Annotated in this window: 20 protein-coding genes and 1 pseudogene; 15 read left to right on the top strand and 6 right to left on the bottom strand. The window is 61.1% G+C overall.

Going from position 1 to position 24,319, the window contains the following annotated elements:
- Positions 1-82: 82 nt before the first annotated feature.
- Both ELH03_RS12375 and ELH03_RS12380 read right to left on the bottom strand, forming a co-directional pair.
- Positions 83-460, bottom strand: coding sequence for a response regulator (locus ELH03_RS12375; RefSeq protein ID WP_018074478.1), 378 nt, complete (start codon positions 458-460; stop codon positions 83-85).
- A 218-nt stretch (positions 461-678) separates the two neighbouring features.
- Positions 679-1,467, bottom strand: coding sequence for a DUF899 domain-containing protein (locus ELH03_RS12380; protein ID WP_130766347.1), 789 nt, complete (start codon positions 1,465-1,467; stop codon positions 679-681).
- Between the two features lie 263 nt (positions 1,468-1,730).
- Between ELH03_RS12380 and ELH03_RS12385 the strand changes: the two genes are divergently transcribed.
- Together ELH03_RS12385 and ELH03_RS12390 are read left to right on the top strand one after the other, a co-directional pair.
- Positions 1,731-2,321, top strand: coding sequence for an ankyrin repeat domain-containing protein (locus tag ELH03_RS12385; RefSeq protein WP_412034407.1), 591 nt, complete (start codon positions 1,731-1,733; stop codon positions 2,319-2,321).
- 78 nt (positions 2,322-2,399) lie between these two features.
- Positions 2,400-2,891: a YHS domain-containing (seleno)protein gene (locus ELH03_RS12390; protein ID WP_105006516.1), complete on the top strand. Its 492-nt coding sequence runs from the start codon at positions 2,400-2,402 to the stop codon at positions 2,889-2,891.
- Positions 2,892-2,910: 19 nt separating this feature from the next.
- Here ELH03_RS12390 and ELH03_RS12395 read toward each other — a convergent pair whose 3' ends face one another.
- A complete protein-coding gene (locus ELH03_RS12395) occupies positions 2,911-5,127 on the bottom strand; it encodes an adenylate/guanylate cyclase domain-containing protein (RefSeq protein WP_130766348.1) in 2,217 nt (738 codons plus the stop codon).
- 233 nt (positions 5,128-5,360) lie between these two features.
- On the opposite strand from ELH03_RS12395, the gene ELH03_RS12400 reads away from it, so the two are divergent.
- Positions 5,361-6,128 (top strand): adenylate/guanylate cyclase domain-containing protein, encoded by a 768-nt coding sequence (locus tag ELH03_RS12400; RefSeq protein WP_130659005.1) that lies wholly within the window; start codon positions 5,361-5,363, stop codon positions 6,126-6,128.
- A gap of 190 nt (positions 6,129-6,318) precedes the next feature.
- Positions 6,319-7,116, top strand: a complete 798-nt coding sequence (locus ELH03_RS12405; protein ID WP_128400503.1) for a class I SAM-dependent methyltransferase — start codon at positions 6,319-6,321, stop codon at positions 7,114-7,116.
- A gap of 126 nt (positions 7,117-7,242) precedes the next feature.
- Here the strand turns inward: ELH03_RS12405 and ELH03_RS12410 are convergent, their stop codons facing one another.
- On the bottom strand, positions 7,243-7,461 hold the full coding sequence (locus ELH03_RS12410) for a DUF982 domain-containing protein (RefSeq protein WP_233941269.1): 219 nt from the start codon (positions 7,459-7,461) through the stop codon (positions 7,243-7,245).
- A gap of 251 nt (positions 7,462-7,712) precedes the next feature.
- On the opposite strand from ELH03_RS12410, the gene ELH03_RS12415 reads away from it, so the two are divergent.
- A complete protein-coding gene (locus ELH03_RS12415) occupies positions 7,713-9,503 on the top strand; it encodes a glycoside hydrolase family 15 protein (protein ID WP_130766350.1) in 1,791 nt (596 codons plus the stop codon).
- A 326-nt stretch (positions 9,504-9,829) separates the two neighbouring features.
- Positions 9,830-12,841: an excinuclease ABC subunit UvrB gene (gene uvrB / locus ELH03_RS12420; RefSeq protein WP_130766351.1), complete on the top strand. Its 3,012-nt coding sequence runs from the start codon at positions 9,830-9,832 to the stop codon at positions 12,839-12,841.
- 61 nt (positions 12,842-12,902) lie between these two features.
- Here the strand turns inward: uvrB and ELH03_RS12425 are convergent, their stop codons facing one another.
- Positions 12,903-13,526, bottom strand: a complete 624-nt coding sequence (locus tag ELH03_RS12425; RefSeq protein WP_128411889.1) for a hypothetical protein — start codon at positions 13,524-13,526, stop codon at positions 12,903-12,905.
- A gap of 687 nt (positions 13,527-14,213) precedes the next feature.
- Between ELH03_RS12425 and ELH03_RS12430 the strand changes: the two are divergent.
- The 8 genes and pseudogenes from ELH03_RS12430 to dusA form a co-directional block, all read left to right on the top strand.
- Positions 14,214-14,331 (top strand): annotated as a pseudogene (locus tag ELH03_RS12430) (GNAT family N-acetyltransferase); the annotation flags it as partial.
- A gap of 223 nt (positions 14,332-14,554) precedes the next feature.
- On the top strand, positions 14,555-15,226 hold the full coding sequence (locus ELH03_RS37910; protein ID WP_245462733.1) for a hypothetical protein: 672 nt from the start codon (positions 14,555-14,557) through the stop codon (positions 15,224-15,226).
- On the top strand, positions 15,187-15,495 hold the full coding sequence (locus tag ELH03_RS37915; RefSeq protein WP_245462735.1) for a hypothetical protein: 309 nt from the start codon (positions 15,187-15,189) through the stop codon (positions 15,493-15,495). Before ELH03_RS37910 ends, ELH03_RS37915 begins: the two co-directional genes overlap by 40 nt.
- 73 nt (positions 15,496-15,568) lie before the next feature.
- Positions 15,569-15,955, top strand: coding sequence for a GNAT family N-acetyltransferase (locus ELH03_RS12440; RefSeq protein ID WP_128411890.1), 387 nt, complete (start codon positions 15,569-15,571; stop codon positions 15,953-15,955).
- A gap of 383 nt (positions 15,956-16,338) precedes the next feature.
- Positions 16,339-19,191: a cadherin domain-containing protein gene (locus ELH03_RS12445; RefSeq protein ID WP_130766352.1), complete on the top strand. Its 2,853-nt coding sequence runs from the start codon at positions 16,339-16,341 to the stop codon at positions 19,189-19,191.
- Positions 19,192-19,420: 229 nt separating this feature from the next.
- Positions 19,421-19,888, top strand: coding sequence for a DUF3828 domain-containing protein (locus ELH03_RS12450; protein ID WP_128411892.1), 468 nt, complete (start codon positions 19,421-19,423; stop codon positions 19,886-19,888).
- Between the two features lie 541 nt (positions 19,889-20,429).
- Entirely contained in the window at positions 20,430-20,642 is a 213-nt protein-coding gene (locus ELH03_RS12455) for a cold-shock protein (protein ID WP_003540801.1), read from the top strand.
- A gap of 195 nt (positions 20,643-20,837) precedes the next feature.
- The gene (gene dusA, locus ELH03_RS12460; protein WP_128411905.1) at positions 20,838-21,839 is read left to right on the top strand and encodes a tRNA dihydrouridine(20/20a) synthase DusA; all 1,002 of its coding nucleotides are present in this window, start codon (positions 20,838-20,840) and stop codon (positions 21,837-21,839) included.
- A 38-nt stretch (positions 21,840-21,877) separates the two neighbouring features.
- Here the strand turns inward: dusA and ELH03_RS12465 are convergent, their stop codons facing one another.
- On the bottom strand, positions 21,878-22,834 hold the full coding sequence (locus tag ELH03_RS12465) for a S1C family serine protease (protein ID WP_130766353.1): 957 nt from the start codon (positions 22,832-22,834) through the stop codon (positions 21,878-21,880).
- A gap of 635 nt (positions 22,835-23,469) precedes the next feature.
- Here ELH03_RS12465 and ELH03_RS12470 point away from each other — a divergent pair.
- Positions 23,470-24,306: an alpha/beta fold hydrolase gene (locus tag ELH03_RS12470; RefSeq protein ID WP_128411894.1), complete on the top strand. Its 837-nt coding sequence runs from the start codon at positions 23,470-23,472 to the stop codon at positions 24,304-24,306.
- Positions 24,307-24,319 lie beyond the last annotated feature (13 nt).

Consider the following 24,319-nt stretch of genomic DNA (forward strand, 5'->3'; position numbering starts at 1 on the left):
GGCAGCAGCGGCCTGAATGACGTCGATCTCCTTCTTATCACAACGCAGCTTGCTGCTGTTCACAAAGCAGCCTTGCTGCTGTTCACAACGCAGCCTTGCTGCTGTCGAAGTTTTTGCGTCGCTCCTCTGCCCGCGAGAGCGCGCTGGCGATCCTCTCATCGGTGAAGGGCTTGGAGATCACATCAAGCGCGCCTTCGATACCGTGACCGACATTCTCGGGACTGCCGGTCACGAAGATGACGTCAACCCGATGGCGGTCGATCAGCCGGCGCGCGAGCTGAGCGCCGCTCAGCCCATCGGAGAGACTGAGATCGACGAGCGCGACATCACTTCTTTGAGCGTGGGCGAGAGCCTGCTCCACCGTCGAAACCGGGCCGATGGTCTGGTGTCCAGCCTCTTGCGCAATGCGTTCGAGTTCCAGAGCGATAAAATTCTCGTCTTCAACAATCATGACCTTCATGAATAAGCCTCCTCATAGACGGCCTGTCAGGCGCACTGCCGGTAGCGGCTACAACGCAACCGTCCCCGGAATGTTTCCACTTTGAGAAGAATAAGTTGGCGATCGGCGGGCAGCGCCGCGTGCAAGGCGACGGCTCTATGGCGGGCGACCCGAAGATTCGACGGCGCGGCACGACGGATCGGAGCTCGCCCGCCGCCGGCCGCCGCTACCCGTCTCGCTCACGATTTCTCGTTTGCACTCTCGGCTCGAAATGCCGCCTCGCCGGCATCTGACACCTCGACCCATTTCTTGTCGGGCTCGGCGTCCGGCACATAGCTGTCGTGCCAGTTCCACCACTTGTAGGTCGGGGATTGCGGATAGCCCTCGGGCGAATCCTCCCAGACTTCTTGGCGGCCGAGCGGCGTGATGTCGAGATAGTTCCAGGTGCCGCCCATCTGCTCGTCGCCGCGGTTGTTGATGAAATAGGTGCGGAAGATGCGCTCGCCGTCGCGGTAGAACACGTTGGTGCCGTGCCACTCGTCGACGCCGAAGTCCTTGTCGAAGCTGTCGGTGATCGTCACCCAGGGCATCGTCCAGCCCATCCGCGCCTTCAGCCGTGCAATGTCGGCCTGCGGCGCGCGCGAGGCGAAGACCAGCGTCGTGTCGCGCGCGTTAAGATGGGCGACGTGAGCGACCTGATCGGCCACCATCGAGCAGCCGCGGCAGGCATGCTCGGGCCAGCCGAACACGCCGGGCTCGTAAAAGGCGCGGTAGAGGACGAGTTGGCGTCTACCTTCGAACAGGTCGAGCAGGCTGACTTTGCCTTGGGGACCCTCGAACGCGTATCCCTTTTCGACTGCCATCCATGGCATGCGCCGGCGCTCGGCGGCCAGCGCGTCGCGGGCGCGGGTCTCAGCCTTTTCCTTCACGAGCAGCTGCTCGCGGGCCGCCTCCCAAGCCTGCGGCGACACGACCGACGGTTTGTGCATGGCTTGTCCGCTTTTTCCATTCTCGGCCGAAGCAGTCATGGCTTTCATCTCCTCATTAGGGCGATTTCCCGGGCTTGGAAGCCCGGTTCATTGCGCATTGGTCTGAGATAGTTTCGCATCGGAAATCGAACAGGGGGAGTAACAAGTGTGACCGTATTCCCCGGAGCCGCCGGTCGTAGCCGTGGCGCACGAATGGTGTTGGCCGGGAGCGCGTTCATTAGCGTAATCTTGTTTACGAATGGGTCGCGTGCTAAAACGCCACAAAACGGCGCATGCCCCCCAATCAAATCGAGATCGTGCCCGTGAATGTTTTTATCGCGACTATTGCTGCGCTTGTCATTGGCGTTATGCCCTCGTGGGCAGGTCCTTTGCACGACGCGGCCAAGGATGGCGATATCGCCCGCGTCACACAGTTGCTGGGCCCGAGCTCCGATCTGTCGGAGCCCGATGAGGCGGGTGAGCCGGCGCTGATTATCGCGTCATTGGCGGGCCATGCCGATGTCGTCGCTCTTTTGCTGGATCGCGGCGCCGACATCGAAGTTCGCAACAAGGGTGGGCTGACGGCGCTGCATGCGGCATCCTATGGAGGAAATCTGGAGGTGGTGAAACTGCTTGTCGCAGAGGGAGCTGATGTCAACGACAGGAAGAATTTCTATCAGATGTCGCCGCTGCACGGCGCCGCCGAAGAGGGCCGCACCGAGGTAGTGGCTTTTCTGTTGACCAAGAATGCGGATGTCGAAGCGACGGAAAGAAACGGGTACACGCCCCTCACTCAAGCCGGGTGGCGGGCGCATTGGGATACGGCCAAATTACTCATGGAAGCCGGTGCTGTTTGCCAGAAAGCCGAGCTTGTAGGCGAACCGCTCTACAAGGAATGCACCAAACGGCAATAGCATTTCGCTTGAGGTATCAGACCGCGTCCGGGAACGGAGCTTGTTATGTCTTATCATGTGCAAAAATGCGGAACGCGCATGGGCGTGGCTGTTGGCGCTGCGGTCATGCTGCTTTCCTTCCTTCAGCCTGCGGGGGCCGAGGAATTCGTCAATACCGGCTATTTCGGCGATATCGCGATCAAGGGTTATGACCCGGTTGCCTACTTCACTGAAAACCAGGCCGTCGAAGGATCCGAGACATATTCCTACCACTGGCTTGGCGCGACCTGGTATTTCGCCAGCGCTAGAAATCGCGATCTCTTCAAGGGCGATCCATCCAGATATGCGCCGCAATATGGCGGCTATTGCGCCGACGGCGTATCCTTCGGGACAGTGACCACCAATATCGATCCCAAGGCCTGGCGGATCATCGATGGCAAACTGTATCTGAGCTATGATCCTGGGGCGGCAGAAGGCATGGAGAAGAACCCGACCAAGGTGACCGACTCGAAGAAACATTGGTCCGAAGTTCAGCAGACGCTGATTTCAGAGAAGATGCACACCGTCTGGCAGCAACCGGCTACGAAATGAAGCCGCAACGCCTGGCCCCTCAGGGTACGGGTGAAAAGAACGTCAGGGCGCGCGGCGTCACATGTATGTACTGCCTGTCGCCCTGTTCGCCCGACGTGTTGCGGTAAACATATCCGCACACCATCCGGTCGAGGAAATAGCCGTCGAATTTTTCGCAGATTCTATCGCCCCGCACCTCGACAATGCCGGTGATATTGGTATTCGCGCTGCGATAGGCGGTATTTCCGGCCTTGTCGAAATACTGGATGAAATCCGTGCCGTTCTTGTGTTTGCCCGTCCAGCTCTTGCCGTCGACGAGATTGCGCAGCTCTGCCTCGCCGAGCCTGTCGGCTTGATTGCCTGTAAAACCGAAGGGCCATTCAGGAATGCCGGCCTTGCGCAATCCGGCCAGATGGCGCTGCAGATCGCCGTCCCGCCAGTAATCATAGAGATAACCGTAATAGGTGAGATTGCTTTCGGGGAAGAGTTCCAGCAGCTTTGCCGTTTCCGCCGCGGCCTTGGTTTCATTGCCCTGATCCGCATAGGCCGCCGCCAGATATTCGCGCGCCGGCTCGACCTTCGGCAGGCTGTCGAGCGTCGGCTCTATCAGCGAGATCGCGCGCCGATCGTCACCCGCGGTATAAAAGACGATCCCTGCCAGCAGTTGAAAGCTCGACGCCGGCGAAGGGTCGAGCCGCAAAGCCTTTTCCATCTCAGTAACCGCCTGCCCGCTGCTTCCGGTGTGGACCAGGATGAGAGCGAGGTTGGCGGCGGCCTCCGCATCGTTCGGCTCCATCGCAACCGCCATGTTGGCGGAGTTTCTGGCCTCCGTCTCGCGCCCGTCCACCCATTGCAGCAGGGCAAGCACGGTGTGCGCCCTGGCATTGTTGGGATCCAATTTGAGGGCCTGCCCGGCGGCGTCATAGGCGATCTTGCGGGCGACGGCGGCCGACCAGAGATAATTATAGTCGTTGCGCCAGACATCGACGGCGACGCGGGCGATTCCCGCATGGGCATTGGCAAAGCCCGGATCGAGGTCGATCGCCTTCTGGTAGAAAGACAGGGTCCGGCGATAGGTGTCGACATCCCTGAAGATGAAGCCCTCCTGCTCGGCCCTCATGTAATAATCGTAGGCTTCGAGATTTTCGGTCGGGATCCGGGCTAGTTGATCGCGCTCGCGCGCGCTGAGCTTGACCGACAGAGCCGAGATGATCTTGCCGATCACATCGTCCTGAACGGCGAAGAGGTCGGCATACTGGCGATCGTAGCGCTCGGCCCAGAGCGACAGGCCGGTGACCGCGTCGATCAGTTTGACATTGATCCGCAGCCGCGGCCCGGCCCGCTGCAATGTCCCTTCGAGCACGTATTGAACGCCGAGTTCGGCGGCCACATCCTGAATCTTGCCGACGGAGTCCTGGATGGCGAAGACCGAATGGCGGGCGATGACGAAGAGACCCGACACTTTGGACAGCTCGGTGATCAGGTCGTCCGTCAGACCCTCTGCGAGATGGTCGTGCTCGGTGTCGCCGCTGACATTGATGAAAGGCAGAACCGCGACCGAGGGCCTGTCCGGCAGCGGATAGGCGAAACGTTCACCAGGCCCCGGCGGTTTTGCCGGCATCCATGGCTGCCACCAGAGTGCTGCGCCCGCAAGAGCAAGGACAACGGCCGCTGCGATGCCTGCCAAGAGCCGGCGTCTCGGTGGGCGCCTCGGGCTTGGGAGGGTTTTGCCGGCAGCAGTGGGGTCAAGCAGGACGCGATAGACCCGGACCGGTTCGGTGATGCTCTTCAGCCGCTGCTCGCCGAGCGAAGCGAAACCGACTGGGATTTTCGATTTCACCTGATCATATGTCGTGCCGGATATCGCGATGCCGCCTGGCTCCGCCAACGCCTGTATTCGATCGGCGATATTGACGCCGTCACCCTGGATGTCCTCGCCCTCGACAATGATATCACCGAGATTGATGCCGATCCGGAACTCGAGCCTGCGCTCTGGGAGGACCGCGGCACTCTGCGTGGCTTTCAGTTGCTGGACCTCCACCGCGCAACGCAAGGCATCGACGACACTCTGGAATTCGACCAGCAGACCATCGCCCATGGTTTTGACCAGCCGGCCATGATGACGCTCGATCGCCGGCTCGAAGACATCATTCAGGTCCGCTTGAAAACGTACGCGGGTGCCCTCTTCGTCGATCTGGCTCAATCGACTGTAACCGACGACATCAGCGATCAGGATTGCTGCAAGACGGCGCTCCATCCCCGGTCTTTCCTGGAGAGCGAATGTATTGTTAACAATATCCTACAGTAGGTTCCATCGTGATGCTATCGCCCGGGCCGCACGATATTCAATTTGGCGGTGATGTGCCTGATCAGGATGGCGCCGGACGAAATACTTCAAGCCATCGTTGTCTTCGATGATTGGGAGAGTTGCCAAAAGCAGGAGAGTGTCGGAAGCTTGTTTTTTGGCTCTCAGGCGATGGATTTGGAGATATGACGGCAACCTCTTCCACGGAGCCAACCAGGCACGGCAGCGCCAGGATCTGTCGCGGCTGCTGGGACCAGATGCATATGCCGATTCCGATCGGCGGCCCCCTCGCCTTGCCCTTCCGCGCCTTCGGCATCACCCGCAGCAAGATGAATCCCGATATCTGCACGATCTGCGAACGCTCCTTCCAATATGTCAAGAAGCAGCGCCAGATCACCGTCGACGCCACCATCCTGTTTGCCGATATCAGGGGCTTCACGGATCTGTCGGAGCGCATCGAGGCGGTGCAGCTGAGCGAGATCGTCAGCCTGTTCCAGGATCGCTGCGCGCAGGCGATCTGGGCGCATGATGGCATCGTCAACAAGCAGATGGGCGACGGCCTGATGGCGATCTTCAATTTCCCGATCGTCAGAAAGGATCACGCCGGCGCCGCGATCCTGGCCGCGCAGGAGATCCAGCGAAACTGCGCCGCCGCGCTGAGCGGTCTGGTGCTCGAGGCATTGCCCGGCCGCACCCTCGGCGTCGGCGTCGGCATCCATTCCGGCGAAGTCCAGATCGGCGAATTCTCAAGCTTTCGCAGCGATTTCACCGCGATTGGCGGCGTCGTCAATCAGGCCGCAAGGCTGGAATCCCAGGCCGCAGCCGGCGAGATCCTGATCTCGGCCGAAACGGCCGCAAAGGCGCCCGATCTCACGCCAGGCGCCGAAACGCGCATGCTTGTGCTAAAGGGCATCGAGCAGCCGGTGCAGGCACGAGTGCTGGCCAAGCGCTGAGCGATGCGCCACGGCCTTATTCGGAGCATCATCCCACCCCCAACGTGGCAGCCACATAGTCCCCGTTCGGCAATTCGGCGGATGGACACGGCGGCATTGGCCTTGCCGATGTCAGGCGCGCGGAACAGCACTATATCAGTGCAGCGAGTTTATCGCGTCACTGGAAATGATCGGGAGGTTCCGGAAGCCCATGCCATCCACCTTCGTCGCCAAGGGTGCCGAGGCCTATGAAGCCAGTATGGGGCGCTGGAGCCGGTGGCTGGCCGCGCCTTTCCTTGATTTCGCCGGCGTGCCATCCGGCGGTCGTGTCCTCGACGCGGGCTGTGGCACCGGCAGCCTGACGCTTGCCCTCACGGGTTATCCCGAGCTGGAAGCCATCGAAGCCCTTGATTTCGAGGAGAACTTCGTGGCGGCTCTGCGCTCTCGCACGGATGATGCGAGGATAGGGGCGCAACAAGGCGATGTCTGCGCCCTGCCCTTCGAAAGCCAGACCTTCGACGCCGCCTATTCCCTGCTGGTGCTGCATTTCGTCTCCGACGCTCATAAGGCAGCGCGGGAAATGCGCCGAGTCCTGCGACCGGGTGCTGCCGCCGCCGCCGCAGTCTGGTCCTACGAAGGCATGCCGAGCTGGCGCCTGTTCTGGGATACGATCCTTGCACTGGAACCCGAAGCCGCCGGCAATGGCGTGCCCTCCGGCAGGCGGCCACTGACGGCCGAGGGCGAATTGCGCGAACTCTTCGAGACTGCCGGCTTCAAGGATATTGCCGAAACCACGCTCGCGATTACCATGGACTATGCCAATTTCGAAGATTTCTGGCTTCCGAAGGTCTACGGCCAAGGCACCTTCGCAGCCTTTTTTGATGCGTTGCCCGAGCCGAGGCGCGATCGCCTTCGGGATGCGCTGAGAGCAGCCTATCTCGCGGGCGAGCGTGAGGATGGTCCTCGTGGGTTTGAGAGCGTGGCCTTCGCAGTGCGGGGTACTGCTTAGCGTCATTCCACCGATGGCGGATGCAGCCGCTGCATGGCTGCTTCCGCAATACACTTCCAAAGCCAGACATCGCTTGGCCGTAAACCGGTGCCCGTCCCCGAACCGATGGACGACGCTTCCGACAGCTCAGCAAACGGGTACCGCGGCTTCGGCCCCGTCTTCATCATCGTTGATCGACACGCCGGCTTCCAGCGCGGCCAGGATGAAGGCCTGCCGCACCGTCTCGGCCGGCATCCGCCCGGCAAGCCAGGCGCGGCAGAAATCGATCGCCCTCTGCTGATGGACGCCGCCATTGACCGGCCAGTCTGAGACGAGTGCATAAAGCGCGTCCTGCGGTGAGCGCAAAACCAGCCGTTCGCCGGTATCGAGGTCGATCGAGATGGGGGTTCCCCAGAAGGCAGAATGATCGCTAATGGCAGTAGCACCTGAAGCTGAAGTGACAGGAATCTAACTGCGGAAGGTCGATTCCGGTTCCGATACGAGGGTCGGACGATTGCCGCGCGGGCCGGCATGCCTACCGCCCCGTTAGTTTCCGCGCTTGACCTCCGCGCACGGCCTCTACCTAAAAGCCCGACTGCTATGCAAAGGAGGCTCCGGTGTCGGTACCCATTGAGGACTACGCGCTCATCGGCGATTGCGAAACCGCCGCACTCGTCTCGAAGAACGGCTCGATCGACTGGCTCTGTTTTCCGCGCTTCGATTCCCCCGCCTGTTTTGCCGCCCTGCTCGGCGCCGAGGATAACGGCTTCTGGTCGCTGTCACCATCAGGTGAAAATGTCCGCGTCACGCGCCGCTACCGCAACGATACGCTCATTCTCGAAACCGAGTTTCAGACCGAGACCGGCACCGCCGTTCTCATCGACTTCATGCCGCTTCGCGATGGCACGAGCGATCTGATGCGCATCGTCGAGGGCAAGAGCGGCACTGTCGCCTTCGATATGGAGCTCAACCTTCGCTTCGATTACGGCCGAACCGTTCCCTGGGTCACGCATGGCGAGGATGGCGGCATCACCGCCATTGCCGGCCCGAACAGGCTAACCCTGAATTGCGCCGTCCCGCTCGAAGGCCGCGGCCTGAGCACGGTCGGCTCCTTCCAGGTTGCCGCTGGCGAGAGCCAGATCTTCACCCTGACCTGGTCCCCCTCGCATATGCCGCAGCCGGCTCAGCGGCAGGTGGAATATGCGCTGCCGGACACGGAGGAATTCTGGCAATCCTTTGCCGCGGCCTGCCCGAAAGTGGGCCGGTGGACGGAACAGGTCAAACGCTCGCTCATCACGCTCAAGGCACTGACCTACATGCCGACTGGCGGCATCGTCGCCGCGGCGACTACCTCCCTGCCGGAAAAGATCGGCGGGCCGCGCAACTGGGACTACCGCTATTGCTGGCTGCGCGACGCGACGCTGACCCTGCTCGCCCTGATGAAACTCGGCTATTACGAGGAAGCCAGTGCCTGGCGCAACTGGCTGCTGCGCGCGGTCGCCGGCGCCCCGGCGCAGATGCAGATCATGTATGGCGTCGCCGGCGAGCGCAATCTGCTGGAATGGCAGGTTCCCTGGCTGAGTGGCTACGAGGGCTCGACACCCGTACGCATCGGCAATGCCGCTGCCGAACAGGTGCAGCTCGATGTCTATGGCGAGGTGGCCGACGCTATGCTGCAGGCCCGCAAGGGCGGGCTTCCGCCGCATCACCGCGAACGCGAACTGGCGGCGGCCATTCTGCCCTTTCTCGAAAAAATCTGGGTGGAGCCCGATGAAGGCATCTGGGAGGTGCGCGGCCAGCGCCAGCATTTCACCTATTCGAAGGTCATGGCCTGGGTGGCCTTCGACCGCGCCGTCCAGATTGCCGAGGCGGACGGCGAGCCCGAGGCCGCCGCACGTTGGCGCACGCTCGCAGATCACATCCATGCCGAGGTTTGCGAGAAGGCTTTCGATCCCGAACTCGGCTGTTTCGTGCAGGCCTACGGCTCCAAGGCGCTTGATGCCAGCCTGCTGCATCTCGGCATGGTCGGCTTCATCCCGCCTGATGATCCGCGCTATGTCGCGACAGTCGAGGCGATCGAGCGCAAGCTGCTGCGCGATGGCCTGCTGCTGCGCTACGAGACGCAGGAGGTGGACGACGGCCTGCCGCCAGGCGAAGGCGCGTTCCTCGCCTGCAGCTTCTGGCTCGTCGACGCCCTCGGCATGATCGGCCGCCGCGACGATGCGCTGCGCCTGTTCGAGCGGCTGTTTGATATCTGCAACGATGTCGGGCTTCTGGCGGAAGAATATGATCCCGCCGCCCGCCGCATGCTCGGCAACTTCCCGCAGGCCTTCAGCCATGTCGGGTTGATCAACAGTGCGTTGAACCTCGCGCGGCTGGAGGGGCCGGCGGACCAGCGTTCGGCTTGATGAGTGTAGAACCGCTGAAGAAAGACCCCTCCCCAACCCCTCCCCACAGGTGGGAGGGGCTAATCCGGCGGCACCGCCTTGCCTCTTCCGAAACGTTGAGGATTTGGAAAGCCGGCGCGGCAGGTTAAGCCCCTCCCACTTGTGGGGGTCCGAAGGACGGGTCGAGACCCGTGGCTCGTCCCCGGCATCCGACAGGATGGGTTTGGGGCGGGGTCTTTTAGTATCACGCGACCGGGAGACTATTCAAAAATCCGAACGATTCATTCGTTTCCCTTTTGTACTCTTTCCCTCTTCACTTTCGCGCTGACTCTCTCCATATTCGCGGCATGGCCAGATCTCCGAAGAAATCCCCCGCCCCGAATGGCTTCGAGGAAGCCCCTCAATCGTCCTTCACCGGGACGCCCTTCGAGTGGAACGAGAAGGACAAGCGAGTCCCGGCAGACGAGTCCGCGCCGCTTTCCGGCTCCGTCGCCGATTGGGTGAAGCAGCTGGAGGCCGATGCCGAGGCCTCGGGCGTCGAGACCCAGCGCCAGATCGCCTCCAAGGCCGGCAAACACCGCAAGAAGGTGGAGATCGCCGCCTCGAAATCGGCCCGCGGCACCTCGATGGGCGGCTCGACCGATCCAAAGACGCGCGCGGCCGCCGGCCTCAATCCCGTCTCCGGCATGGATACGACGCTGGAGGAGGCCTCTTCGCTGCAGGCCGGCACCGCCGTCACCGCCACGGTCGAAGCGCTGTCGGCGCTGATCGAGAGCGGCAATCCGCTGCACAAGAACGGCAAGATCTGGACGCCGCACCGCCCTGCCCGGCCCGACAAATCCGAAGGCGGAATCGCCATCCGCATGCAGTCGGATTACGAGCCGGCAGGCGACCAGCCGACCGCCATCCGCGACCTCGTCGAGGGGCTGGAGAATGGCGACCGCAGCCAGGTGCTGCTCGGCGTCACCGGCTCCGGCAAGACCTTCACCATGGCCAAGGTGATCGAGGCGACGCAACGCCCTGCCGTCATCCTGGCGCCGAACAAGACGCTGGCCGCCCAGCTCTATTCCGAATTCAAGAATTTCTTCCCCGACAATGCGGTGGAATATTTCGTTTCCTACTACGATTATTACCAGCCGGAAGCCTATGTGCCGCGCTCCGACACCTATATCGAGAAGGAATCCTCGATCAACGAGCAGATCGACCGCATGCGCCACTCGGCGACGCGCTCGCTGCTCGAACGCGACGACTGCATCATCGTCGCTTCGGTCTCCTGCATCTACGGTATCGGCTCGGTCGAGACCTATACGGCGATGACCTTCCAGATGTCGGTCGGCGACCGGCTCGACCAGCGCCAGCTGCTGGCCGACCTCGTCGCCCAGCAATACAAGCGCCGCGACATGGATTTCACGCGCGGCTCCTTCCGGGTGCGCGGCGATACGATCGAACTCTTCCCCGCCCACCTTGAGGATGCCGCCTGGCGCATCTCGATGTTCGGCGACGAGATCGACGCCATCACCGAATTCGACCCACTCACCGGCCAGAAGGTCGGCGACCTGAAATCGGTGAAGATCTACGCCAATTCGCACTATGTCACCCCGCGCCCAACGCTGAACGGCGCCATCAAGTCGATCAAGGAAGAGCTCAGGCTGCGCCTCGCCGAGCTGGAGAAGGCCGGCCGCCTGCTGGAGGCCCAGCGCCTGGAGCAGCGCACCCGCTACGATATCGAAATGCTCGAAGCCACCGGCTCCTGCCAGGGCATCGAGAACTATTCGCGTTACCTCACCGGCCGCGACCCCGGCGATCCGCCGCCGACGCTGTTCGAATATATCCCCGACAACGCCCTCGTCTTCATCGACGAAAGCCATGTCACCGTGCCGCAGATCGGCGGCATGTACCGGGGCGACTTCAGGCGCAAGGCGACGCTGGCCGAATATGGCTTCCGCCTGCCCTCCTGCATGGACAACCGGCCGCTGCGCTTCGAGGAATGGGACGCGATGCGCCCCGACACCATCGCCGTCTCGGCCACCCCTGGCGGCTGGGAGATGGAGCAGTCGGGCGGCGTCTTCGCCGAACAGGTGATCCGCCCGACCGGCCTGATCGACCCACCGGTCGAGGTTCGCTCGGCCCGCACCCAAGTCGACGACGTGCTCGGCGAGATCCGCGAAACCGCCGCCAAGGGCTACCGCACGCTGTGCACCGTGCTGACCAAGCGCATGGCCGAGGACCTGACCGAATATCTGCATGAGCAGGGCGTGCGCGTCCGCTACATGCACTCCGACATCGACACGCTGGAGCGCATCGAGATCCTCCGCGATCTGCGCCTCGGCGCTTTCGACGTGCTCGTCGGCATCAACCTTTTGCGCGAAGGCCTCGACATTCCCGAATGCGGCTTCGTCGCGATCCTCGACGCCGACAAGGAAGGCTTCCTGCGCTCGGAGACCTCGCTGATCCAGACGATCGGCCGCGCCGCGCGTAACGTCGACGGCAAGGTCATCCTCTATGCCGACCAGGTCACCGGCTCGATGAAGCGGGCGATGGAAGAAACCGGCCGCCGCCGCGAAAAGCAGATGGCCTATAACGCCGAACACGGCATCACCCCGGAATCGGTCAAGGCCAGGATCTCCGACATCCTCGACTCCGTCTACGAACGCGACCACGTCCGCGCCGATATCTCGGGCGTCTCCGGCAAGGGCTTCGCCGATGGCGGGAACCTCGTCGGCAACAACCTGCAGACCCATCTCAACGCGCTCGAAAAGAGCATGCGCGACGCCGCCGCGGACCTAGACTTCGAAAAAGCCGCCCGCCTCCGCGACGAAATCAAGCGCCTCAAGGCAGCAGAGCTTGCCGTCATGGACGATCCGATGGCCAGAGAAGAGTCAAAGGCAATGGAAGGCGTCAGACGGAACGCCAAAGCGACCAGCGAGTCCCTTCTCCCGGCCGGCGAGAAGGTGCCCGGCAGGGCGGATGAGAGGGCCACCCCCTCCTACTTCTCAAGACCCAGCCTCGACGACATGGGCCCAGGCACCGATGCCACCACTCCCCTCTTCCGCAAACCCGCTCTGGATGAGATGGGCCGCGACATCGCCGAGCCCACGAAGAAGGGCCTCTTCCGAAAAAACGACCTCGACGAAATGACCGTCGGCCGAACCGAAAAACCGATCACTGGCGCGCTGCCGGAAAAGCCGGATGCCGCCAAAAGCACGAAGCGGTTTTCACCGCTGCTGGAAGGCCAGCCGGAACGCGATGACGTGCGGCCGGTCGTGCGTGGGAAGACGGGTGTTGGGAGCTATGAGGACCCGGGCGAGCAAATGCGCAAGGGGCGGACGAAGGGGAAGACCGGGCGGCCGGGGCGGTGAGATTCAAATGCTGCCGCAGCAGCCGACCAGTGCATAAGTGACTGTCTGCGACTTCGGGCACCTACTTTTGCTTTGGCTTTTCCATGGCGCCTTCTGCCTCTGCGAGACGTTCGAGCAGAAATGCGTCCGGCCCGACTTTAAATCGCGCGGGATTCTCTGGACTGCGCTTTTCAGGCGGTATTTCATATATCGTGAAATGCTCATGGATTGGTCGAGTTAGTACGCATTGCGCAACAATCTCCTCCCCAAATTCCAGCAGGCGAGTTAGCGCTAGCTCTAAGTCAGGCAAAATCAACGAAGACTGCCCATGCTGTCCGTTGACGTCTCGTCTCCAGCACGGCGAAGCAATAGTCGGCCCGACAACACGGTAATTTTGAAGTATGAGGGAACCGGAATGGCCCCCAGGATGCTCCATGGCATTTCGACGTTTAACTAGCTCTGCAATCCATGTCGCATCGGCCCGAAACATCTGCGTAAGGCGATGCCCAGAACCATAATTGCATTCTGCCCATGCTTCGGCTTTGCTAGCCAAACCTTTCTTGTCCCAGAAAATAGACGAATCTTCATTTAGATTTTCTCGATAAATTTTGTTGATCGGTGCAACGATATCTCGAAGATACTGCTTAGCTACCATCAGAAAATTTTCGACCTCGTCCTGTAAGTTTATCAGGTAAGGGATGGCCATCGCACCACTCCCAAAGATATTCCTTATTCCCGCAATTGCAGCTCGATCATTTTCTTTTAATTTTTCTAGGCAGTCATGACATCGCAACAATTTTTTATGCAATCAAATATCAGAGATGAGGCATCATATCTTTCTACATCACTAATATCCACCCATTTCAGCAATTCTATACTCTGAAGCCCAAGTCAAGCAACGATAGGATTCGACGTCCCATGGTTAGATATACTTTGCATAGTGAATATGGGTTTTCGCATTTTTTCGATCCCGCCACAGGAAAAGCCTCGGCCGCTCAAGGGTACCACTCACGTCCCGCCAGATCGAAGCTCAACCTCATCCCACCCAACTAGCAGCATCCATGGAACAATATTTTGGCAAAGCTTACGCGATAAGCTTGTTTGGATTCGCTCCAGACCGCCAGCTCCAATACAAACCTTACCCACTTAGCACAGTGACATGCACAGCAATGGGGCGTGCGTTGGGCTAAGTCAGCGCCCACCAAGCAATAAAGCCGGTGCCGGCAGCCCCGGCCGTCCCCATTCCGTCGGTGATGCGATGCCGGAGCGTTCCACTGAGCGAGGCGGCGGCGGGCGCGGTGAGCGGGATTGGAACACCACCCTTGCAGGCGGATAGAAGGGGTGCTGCGTAAGCGTAAGCGCATTTTCGCCTGAATCCCAAAGAAAAGTGCCCATGCCAGACCTCCGCGTCGACCCCTTCCCCGCCGCCGCCGAACGCAACACCCTCTGGTCTGCCGCCTGGGACGCCCGCCCCGCGCGACTTCACCCGCGTCCTGTCCCGTAGCTTCGCCCGGTATAAGACCGCCGCCCTCTCCCGGCCGATGCGCACCATCCGTCATTGATCGGCAACAGCTTTGCCCTAGCTTCTGCTGGCGGCCGGCCGCTGCGGCAGCTTCGGGGGACGACATGCATGAACGAACGCGTGAAACGCGCCGCGTGAATCCGGTTCGCCGCAACGCGCCACGGACGGCGGGCGGGCGGTTGCCACCTCTTTCGCTGGCGCCGGAGTCCAGGATGCGGATCGTCAATCTTTCGGTCGGCATCGCCTTGATCCTGACGCCGGCGGCAGCTTACGCGGACACGACACATCAGGGAAACGCCGACATGTTCAAGACCCTTTTCTCGAAAATAGGCCTCCGCTCTGAGGGGCAGCCCATGCCGGCCGCGCCGCCCGAAACGCTGGCGCAACTGCGCGACGCTGTTGCCGCGCGTCTGCGCAGCGAAGCCGCGGTCGAAGAAGTTGCGGTCGACCCCGGCAATCCCGCCGTTCTCCGTGTGCGGCTTGCCAATCGCGGAAGCGAAGCGGTGACGGGGACGGTCGATGTCACCAACGTCTACGGCAGGCTCTATACGCTCCGCAACGATCTGGACCGCGAGGCCGCCATCGAAAACCTCGTGCAGAGCGTTCTCGTCACGGTCCGCAGGTCGGAACTCGACCTGCAGCATGTTTCGCCAATGTCCGGTTCCGGCAGCCAGGGAATGAGCAGGATGCGGCAACGTCCCTGGCGGAGGAGCTTGCCGGCGACGTGGCGATTGTCTTGCAGCTGGACACGCCGCAAAGCCTGGTCGGGCTCTCGCGCGCCGATCTCGGCGAGCGCTCCGTCGCCGAGCTCCGCCAGGCCGCGCAGGGGAATATTCTGCGGGAAATGTCAAAACTCCAGGAAGAACGGGTCAACGATCACATGATCGCCTACCGGATCGACGACAACCCACCGCTGACGCCGGCCATCGTGCTGACGGATGAATTCTGGGCGATGGTGGACAAGAATTTCCCGGATGGTGCCTTCCTGATCCTGCGCCAGCGCGACGGGGTGGCCGTGATCGACCGGAAAGCGCCCTCCGCGCTGACCACGGCCCGGCAGTTGATCGACATGGCAAAGCAGCGCGGCGTCGATTTTCTCTCCGACAGGATTTTCGAGCGACGCGACGGCCGGCTCGTCGCCGTGACGGAATGAGCCCGTGACGCCGCCGTGGCCCGTTATCGGAAAGGCCTCCGTTCCATGCTCCGCTGAATGAAGGGAACCGCCAATGCTGGAACTGCGCATCGACCCTTTCCCGTCCGCCGCCGAACTGAACGCCCTCATTTTCGTCGCCTGGGGCAGACCGCAAAGCCGGGATTTCACCGCCATCCTCTCCCGCAGCCTCGCCCATATCGGCGCCTACCACGACAACCAGCTCGTCGGCTTCGTCAATGTCGCTTGGGATGGCGGCATTCATGCCTTCATCCTCGATACATCGGTCCATCCCGACATGCAGCGGCAGGGGATCGCAACGCGTCTGGTCAAGGAAGCAACGCGGGTTGCGCGGGAGCGGGGCGCCGAGTGGCTGCATGTCGATTTCGAACCGCGCCTGACCGGCTTCTACCGCGCCTGCGGATTCAAGCCGACGAAGGCAGGACTCATCAAGCTCGTGTGAGGCGTCCTGCGAGAGAGGCCGAAACAAGTCGAAGCCAGCACCAACCTGCGATAGTGACACGGACCGCCGTACGGCGCGGCGCCACCGAAGAATCCGCTGAAAACACAATTGTGGCGAGAGTATCCCACCCGAAAAGGAAAGATAATACCATTTAGGAGACCAAAGTATGCCTTTGAGTTCCCAAATTAAAACTCGTTTCTCCAGTATTTCATCGTTAGTTTTTCATTAAAAAAGCAATGAAAAGACACAATTTTGCATTGAAAACTTAATCGGGGATTGGCATAGATCCCCAGGGGGTTGTCGTCCGTTGAAGCTGCAAGAACAGTTCTACTGAGGATTTCTCATTTTCATAGAATGCAACGCATCTTTTTGGAAAGTTTAATATGGCCTTGAATATTCTGGACACGAACGGCGCAACGATCACCAAGACCGGCGCCGAATTCGAAGCTTACGACGGCATCCGGGACTCCGCCGCAAATCCTTCCTCGCCTGTCACTTTGGTTGTCTCGGATTCCAGCGTGGCCGATCTGGCCGATGAACTGGGTTCGGTCTCCGCGAGGGTGACTGGTTCGAGCAACGGCAGCACGATAACGACGGGCACAGGCAACGACACGCTGCTGGGTGGTGACGGCGCGGACACGCTGAACGGCGGCGCCGGCGACGACACGATCAACGGTAATGGCGGCAACGACAAACTGATCGGCGGCGGCGGCAACGATAGGATCACTGATGGTGGTTTTCCCGTCTTTCTGCCGGGACCTGGCGGCCCGCAGCCGGAGCTCATCGACATTGACGCCGGCGCTGGCGACGATTCCATAACCATAGACAGACTCGCGTTACAGATTTCAGGAACAATCGATGGCGGCACCGGGATCGATACGCTGCAGGCCCCATCGCTCCAGGGCCTGACGATCAAGAATATCGAAATCCTTGATACGGGGTTTTCGCAGGTTAGCGGTTCGAGCGCACAGTTCGAAAGCTTTGATAAGATCGTCGGCTCGAGCGATCCATTTTTTAATATTCGTCCGTCATTGACGGTGACCGACAGCACCCACCTCGATCTTTCCGACGAATTGGGAGCCCGTGGGGCTTTCATTACCGGCTATGACGGCGTTGACGCCAAGACCGGCAGTGGCGACGACGAGTTTTGGGGCACCGACGTCAATGATATTTTCGACGGCAGCGGCGGCAACGACCTAATCAATGGCAATGCCGGCAATGACAAATTGACCGGCGGCACCGGCAACGACACCATCAATGGCGGCGACGGGACCGACACCGCGGTCTTCTCAGGCAACTTTGCCAATTATTCCCTCGCGATCGACAATGGCAGCCGTGTCCTGACGAGCGCACTTGAGGGCACGGACAAGCTGACAGACGTCGAATTCGCGCGCTTTGCAGATGGCGTCTACAATTTCGCCACGGAAACCTTCACCGTCAACAGCACCGAGCCGGGTACTCCGCTGAATATCCTGGACACGAACGGCGCCACGATTATCAAGACCGGCGCGGAGTTCGAAGCTTACGACGTCATCCGCAACTCCGCAATCAATCCTCTCGTCCCAGTGAACCTGGTCATCTCGGATTCAGGGACGGTGGACCTTGCAGACGAACTGGGCTCAGGCTCCGCGAATGTGACGGGCTCAAGCGGCGACAATGTGATCACGACGGGTGCAGGCCAAGACAAAATCAATGGCGGTGACGGAGTAGACACGTTGAACGGCGGCGCCGGAAACGATGAGATCCGTGGCGAAACTGGCAATGACACACTGAATGGCGGCATCGGAAACGATGAGATCAATGGCGGAAATGGCAATGACACGCTGAATGGCGGTGACGGCAATGACCTGCTCTGGGGAGACGCAGGAAATGACGTCATCAGAGGCGGTGCGGGCAACGATACGATCTCAGATGGTGAGCACTTCGGCTCTACCCCGGAAGTTGTCGACATCGACGCTGGCGACGGCGACGATGCTATCACCTTACAATTCGCTCCACCGCTTTCCGGAACAATCGATGGCGGTGCCGGGATTGATGCCCTGCAAGCCTCGTCGCTGCAGGGCCTGACGCTCAAGAACATCGAAGTCCTTGAAACGGTGGGATGGTCAGTTGCCGGCTCGAGCGCGCAGTTCGAAAGCTTTGACAAGATCGTCTATTCGACCGATCCGACCTTGAATTATAAAGCCGACTTGGTGTTGACGGACAGCGCCCACCTCGATCTTTCCGACGAGTTGGGAGATCGCGGGGCTTTCATTGCCGGCAATATCTCCGGCATTGACGTCAAGACCGGCGGCGGCGACGACGAGTTTACGGGCACGAACGGCAACGACATTTTCGACGGCAATGGCGGCAACGACATCATCAATGGCGAGGCCGGCAATGACAAATTGACCGGCGGCGCCGGCAACGACACCGTCAATGGCGGCGCCGGTATCGACACCGCGATCTTCTCCGGCAATTTCGCCAATTATTCGTTCGCATTGAACAATGGCGATCACATCCTGAGAAGCGCCGCGGAAGGGACGGATACGCTGACAGACGTCGAATTCGCGCGCTTTGCCGATGGCATCTACGATTTCGCCACGGAAAAGTTCGCGCTCGACGGCAGCAATAGCGCTCCGACCAATATCCAGCTGTCGAAAACCGCCCTGTCAGAGGACACGCCGATCTGGACCACAGTCGGCCTGCTCAGCGCCAAGGACGCCGATGGCGACGCGCTCACCTATACGCTGCTCGACGGGGCGAACGATCACTTCCGGATAAAGGGCAATCGCATCGTCACCTCGAAGGCTCTGGACTACGAGACGGACAAGTCGCACACGATCAAGGTCGCGGTTTCGGACGGCAAGGTCACCGTCCAGAAGGACATCACGATCAACGTCCTCGACGTCAACGAAGCCCCCGTCAACCAGGCGCCGATCAAGCTCGCCTTCTCACGCAGTTCAGTCTCCGAGAATATCGCCATCGGCACCTCGGTCGGCCTGCTGACGGCCGTCGATCCGGAAGGCGGCGCGGTCAAATGGCGGCTGACGGACGATGCCGACGGCATCTTCAAGCTCGTCGGCAACAAGATCCAGACGAAGGCTGCAATCGACTACGAAAACACCCACAGCCTGACCTTCACCGCCGAAGCCTACGACGCGGCTGGAAACGCAACCAGCCACGATTTCACGCTCGCCGTGAAGGACGTCTTCGAGCCGTCGTTTTCGAGCTTGTCGCATGAGGCGTTGATCTAACTGCGGCTTGATTCCAAGCGGCGACGCAATACGTCGCCAATGGCTTTAAAAACGGGGGGCTTGCGGTCAGCAAGCTCCCCGTGTCGATGAGGCGGAACGAGGCGCCCCGCCGAATCTCTTCTCCCCACTGGGTAGAAGCGGGAGTTCGGGCTGACCGCCCGGTCCAAATTGCTGCTCCCCCTTCGCACCCGGTTCGGCTATAACTCCTGCCGATCCGAGGAGAGCCCGCATGCGCTTGCCCACAATCATCCTCGCCCTCGCCATGGCGGCGCTCGCAGCCTTTCCCACGTCAGCGGCAACCTACAAGACGCCGAAGGCGCTGCTCGAGGCGCTCTATAGCTACGACACCGACAACAGCGACGCCGAGGCGCCCTCGCCCTATTCCGCCTTCTTCTCCGACCACCTGAACAAACTCCTCCAGACCGATCTCGACAACACGCCGGAGGGCGATGTCGGCGCAATCGACTTCGATCCCGTCATCGCTGGACAGGATGGCGCCGCGAGCGACGTCAGGATCGGCCAACCGATCCTGCTGGATGATAAGGCCGAGGTGGAAGTGCAGTTCGAAAACGGCGCGGAGGTGACGCTCTTCTACACCCTGGTGCGTGAACGTGGCGGCTGGAAGGTCGACGACATCGCCAACCAAAAGGGGGATAATCCCTGGAGCCTCGGCGCGTTGCTGGGTGTTGCGCAGTAGGCGGCCCAGCCACCCGCCCTCGTGGATCGAGGCGACCCTGCGTTTGTCACTGCAATCGATTCATTGGATCGATTGCTCCGTTCCTCACTCCACCATAAGGGCTGATCGATGCGCCTGCCGCCCCGACCGCCCCAGGAACAATCCTGCCCGGCTATCGAATCCGCCCGTCATCCCGTTTCGGCACGGAATCCCGATATGGCACAGCCGTGCAAGAATCCGTTAACCCATCGTCAAGTATCTGAATCTTCGGCATTTCCCGTCACGGTAGCGGGCATGGCACAATAATCCCGCTTGCTTTTTGCCCGAAATGCTGGCACGAATTGACTTACTCGGGCATTTGCATGCCGGTGACTGGACTGATGTGGTAATCCCTTCCGTTTGGAAGGCGGCGCGGGAATACCCGCCTACGTAGACGTTCTTTCCCCGTACGTGACTTCTCCGACTGACCCTTCGTCCCAATCGATCGGGGCGAAAGCTAAAGCCGTCCGCTTCCTCTCGGGGGCGCGGATACTACACAGACTAAGGGAAAAGGACGATCCCAATGGCCACCAAGGGCACCGTAAAATTCTTCAACCAGGACAAGGGTTTTGGTTTCATCACGCCGGACGGCGGCGCAAAGGACGTTTTCGTCCATATCTCTGCGCTGCAGGCTTCTGGCATCCAGTCGCTGCGCGAAGGCCAGCAGGTTACCTTCGACACCGAGCCGGACCGCATGGGCAAGGGCCCGAAGGCTGTCAACATCTCGGCTTCGTAAGTCAGACTTCCGCTCACGCGGCATGAACGGCGCTCCGCAAGGGGCGCCGTTTTTGTTTGTGGTCGCTCAGTTTGTCGATCGCATCACCAAGTGTTATATGCGCGGTAATGGATGACCCCGCCCCTCACGGCGGTGACGGCGCGGCAGTGGGGCACCGAAGTGCGGCGCCCGGGAACAAGGAACAATGGAACGTCGATGACGCAGAAGAGGCCGATTTTTGCTGTCGCCCCGATGATCGACTGGACGGATCGGCATTGCCGCTATTTCCACCGGCAGATCAGCCGCGAGGCGCTGCTCTATACCGAGATGGTGGTGGCCGATGCGATCATCCACGGCCCGCGCGACCGGCTGCTCGGTCATGACGCCGCCGAGCATCCCCTGGCATTGCAGCTCGGCGGATCGGACCCGGCAAAGCTTGCCGAGGCGGTGAAGATCGCCGAGCCCTACGGTTATGACGAGATCAACCTCAATGTCGGCTGCCCCTCCGACCGTGTGCAGTCGGGCACCTTCGGCGCCTGCCTGATGCTGACGCCGGAGACGGTGGCCGAATGCATCGCGGCGATGAAGAGGGTTGCGACCGTGCCGGTGACCGTGAAATGCCGGATCGGCGTCGACGAGCAGGAGCCGGAACAGGCGCTGCCCGAGCTGATCACCCGCGTTCTCGACGCCGGCGCCGATGCGATCTGGATCCATGCGCGCAAGGCCTGGCTGAAGGGCCTGAGCCCCAAGGAGAACCGCGAAATCCCGCCGCTCGACTACGACATCGTCTACCGGATGAAACAGCGCTGGCCTGACGTTTTCATCGGCATCAATGGCGGCATCCGCACGCTCGACGAGGCCGCCGTTCATCTCGACCATGTCGATGGCGTCATGCTTGGCCGCGCCGCCTATCAGAATGCCGCAATCCTTGCCAACATCGACCAGCGCTTCTTTGGTGCGCCTGCGGCCGAACCGGATTGGGAGGCCCTGCGTGACCGGATGATGGTCTATGCCGAACGCCACATCGCCAGCGGCGGCCGGCTGCAGCACGTGGCGCGCCACATGGTCGGCCTCTTTACCGGCCTGCCCGGCGCACGGCGCTATCGCCAGATCCTCTCGACCGATGCGGCAAAAACCGGCGCCGGGCCGGAGGTGCTGGCAGCAGCCTTTGCGGCGGTGGATTTCTCAGGGACGGAGCAGGAGGCAGTCAGCGCCTGACCTCAGGTGATGTCTTGTCATGGCGCCGAAGCGCGGCGTCACGAGCGGGCCATCGGCAGCAAGATCTTCTTCTCGATCCGGCCCGCCACCGAAAACACCAGGATTTCCGTATCCCTGCCGATCCTGCTGCCATCCATCAGTCGGACAATATCGTCGACGCCGCCGACCGGGCTGCCGTCAATGGCGAGGATATAATCGCCTTCCTGCAGCCCTCCCTTCGCCGCCGGCCCATCGGCTTCGACGCGCCGGATGCGAACGGAGGTCGTTTGTACCGTGCCTGCCGCAAGGGCCACCCGGCGCGGCAGCACGATCGTATCGCCTGCAATCCCAATGAAGGCGCGCCTCACCTGGCCGTATCGAAGAATCTCTGAAACCACGAAATTGGCCATATTCGACGCCACGGCAAAAGCGATGCTCTGCGCGCCCTGAATCACGGCGGTATTGACGCCGATGACCTCTCCGCTTGACGACACCAGCGGCCCGCCCGAGTTGCCGGGATTGAGCGCCGCATCGGTCTGGATGACGTCCTCCATCAGCCGGCCGCTTGCGGCCCGCATCGATCGGCCGAGCGCCGAGACGATGCCGGCGGTAACAGTCCATTCGAAGCCGAGCGGGTTTCCGATCGCGACGGCGATATGCCCCCTGCGCAGGCGTTGGGAATCTCCGAGTTTCGCCCAGGCGCCGGTGCTTGTATTGGCGCGAATGAGGGCGATATCGGTATCCACATCGCGGCCAAGCACGCGGCCCTCGGTAACGAAGCCATCGGGCGTGGTGATGCGAACCACCTTGGCGTCGTCGACGACATGGTTGTTGGTGATGATCAGGCCGTCAGGCGAGACGGCGAAGCCTGACCCGTGCCCTTGCCGGCCACCCACCCTCGCGATCCGGCTGACTGCCGGCCCGACGATGTCGACTGCTGCAGCGATCGATTGCGAATAGGCATCGATCAGCGCCCCATCATTCTGAGGCGCTATGTCCTTATCCATGTAACCCATTATTAGATCCTCAGGCGGCAATAACGGCCGTCCCGCCGCCGGCGAAGCGGTCGCGATTGCGACGGTTCGCCATTGTGCTGTTTCGTGAGGATTAGATGGTTGGGCATAGACCCGTGTTCAAGTGAGCGCCGGCGGCGGTCTGCAATGCGCGCAACGCAGAGAATGCCAACACACCTAGCCGGAGAGATATACTGAACTACCCGGACAGATATCTTGAACGAACGCCAAAAAGTTGGCTCATTGCAGACATTCGCCCGTCAAATCAGCTGCCTTCGCTACGCCATGACGAACCTGCCTGAGGTGTCCAACAGGCCGACATGCCGGGGATCAAAAGAATGTTCGCAGCACGAAGCAGTCAGGCGAGGATCGCCAAATTCCCGTCCCGTCTTGCGAGATGGACGGGCGGCTGCGCGCCCAATTCGCGGAGACATACAAACTTATGTCATATCAATAGAATAGAAAGAGCCTTTCAATAAGCACATCAGCATATTCAGAGCCGGTTGATCCCCTCAGGCGCGACCTTCTTGCCCCTAGCCTCCGGCGCAACGGCGCTCGTGGCCTTGCCAATTCTGCCGGCAACGGCGCAAACTTCTGACCGCATGAATCCAATCCAACCCCAACAACGGAGCCAAGAGATGACCACAGTCACAACCAAGGACGGCATCGAGATCTTCTACAAGGATTGGGGGCCGAAGACCGCCCAGCCGATCATGTTCCATCACGGCTGGCCGCTATGCTCCGACGACTGGGATACCCAGATGTTGTTCTTCCTTGAGAAGGGCTATCGCGTCGTCGCCCATGACCGACGCGGCCACGGCCGCTCCACCCAGGTGGGTGACGGTCATGATATGGATCACTACGCCGCCGATGCCGCAGCCGTCGTCGAGCATCTCGATCTCAGGAATGCCATCCATATCGGCCACTCCACCGGCGGCGGCGAAGCGACCCATTATGTCGCCCGCCATGGCCAGCCGCAGGGCCGCGTCGCCAAGCTCGTCATCATCGGCGCCGTGCCGCCCATCATGGTGAAAACGGATGCCAATCCCGGCGGCCTGCCGATCGAGGTCTTCGATGACCTGCGCCGGCAGCTCGCCGCCAACCGCTCGCAATTTTATCGCGATCTGCCGGCCGGCCCGTTCTACAGCTTCAATCGGCCGGGCGCGAAAGTGTCGGAGCCGATCATCAACAATTGGTGGCGCCAGGGCATGATCGGCGGCGCCAAAGCGCATTACGACGGCATCAAGGCCTTTTCGGAAACCGACTTCACCGAAGACCTGAAGATCATCACCGTGCCGACCTTCGTCATGCACGGCGATGACGACCAGATCGTGCCGATCGCCGACTCCGCCCTGCTCTCGGCCAAGCTGCTGCAGAGCGCCACGCTGAAGGTCTACGAGAAATTCCCGCACGGCATGTGCACCACCCATGCCGACATCATAAATCCCGACATCCTCGCCTTCATCAAAGGCTGATCCGTGATGTTAC

Source organism: Rhizobium beringeri, from assembly GCF_004306515.1.
In the GTDB taxonomy this organism is placed as follows: domain Bacteria; phylum Pseudomonadota; class Alphaproteobacteria; order Rhizobiales; family Rhizobiaceae; genus Rhizobium; species Rhizobium beringeri.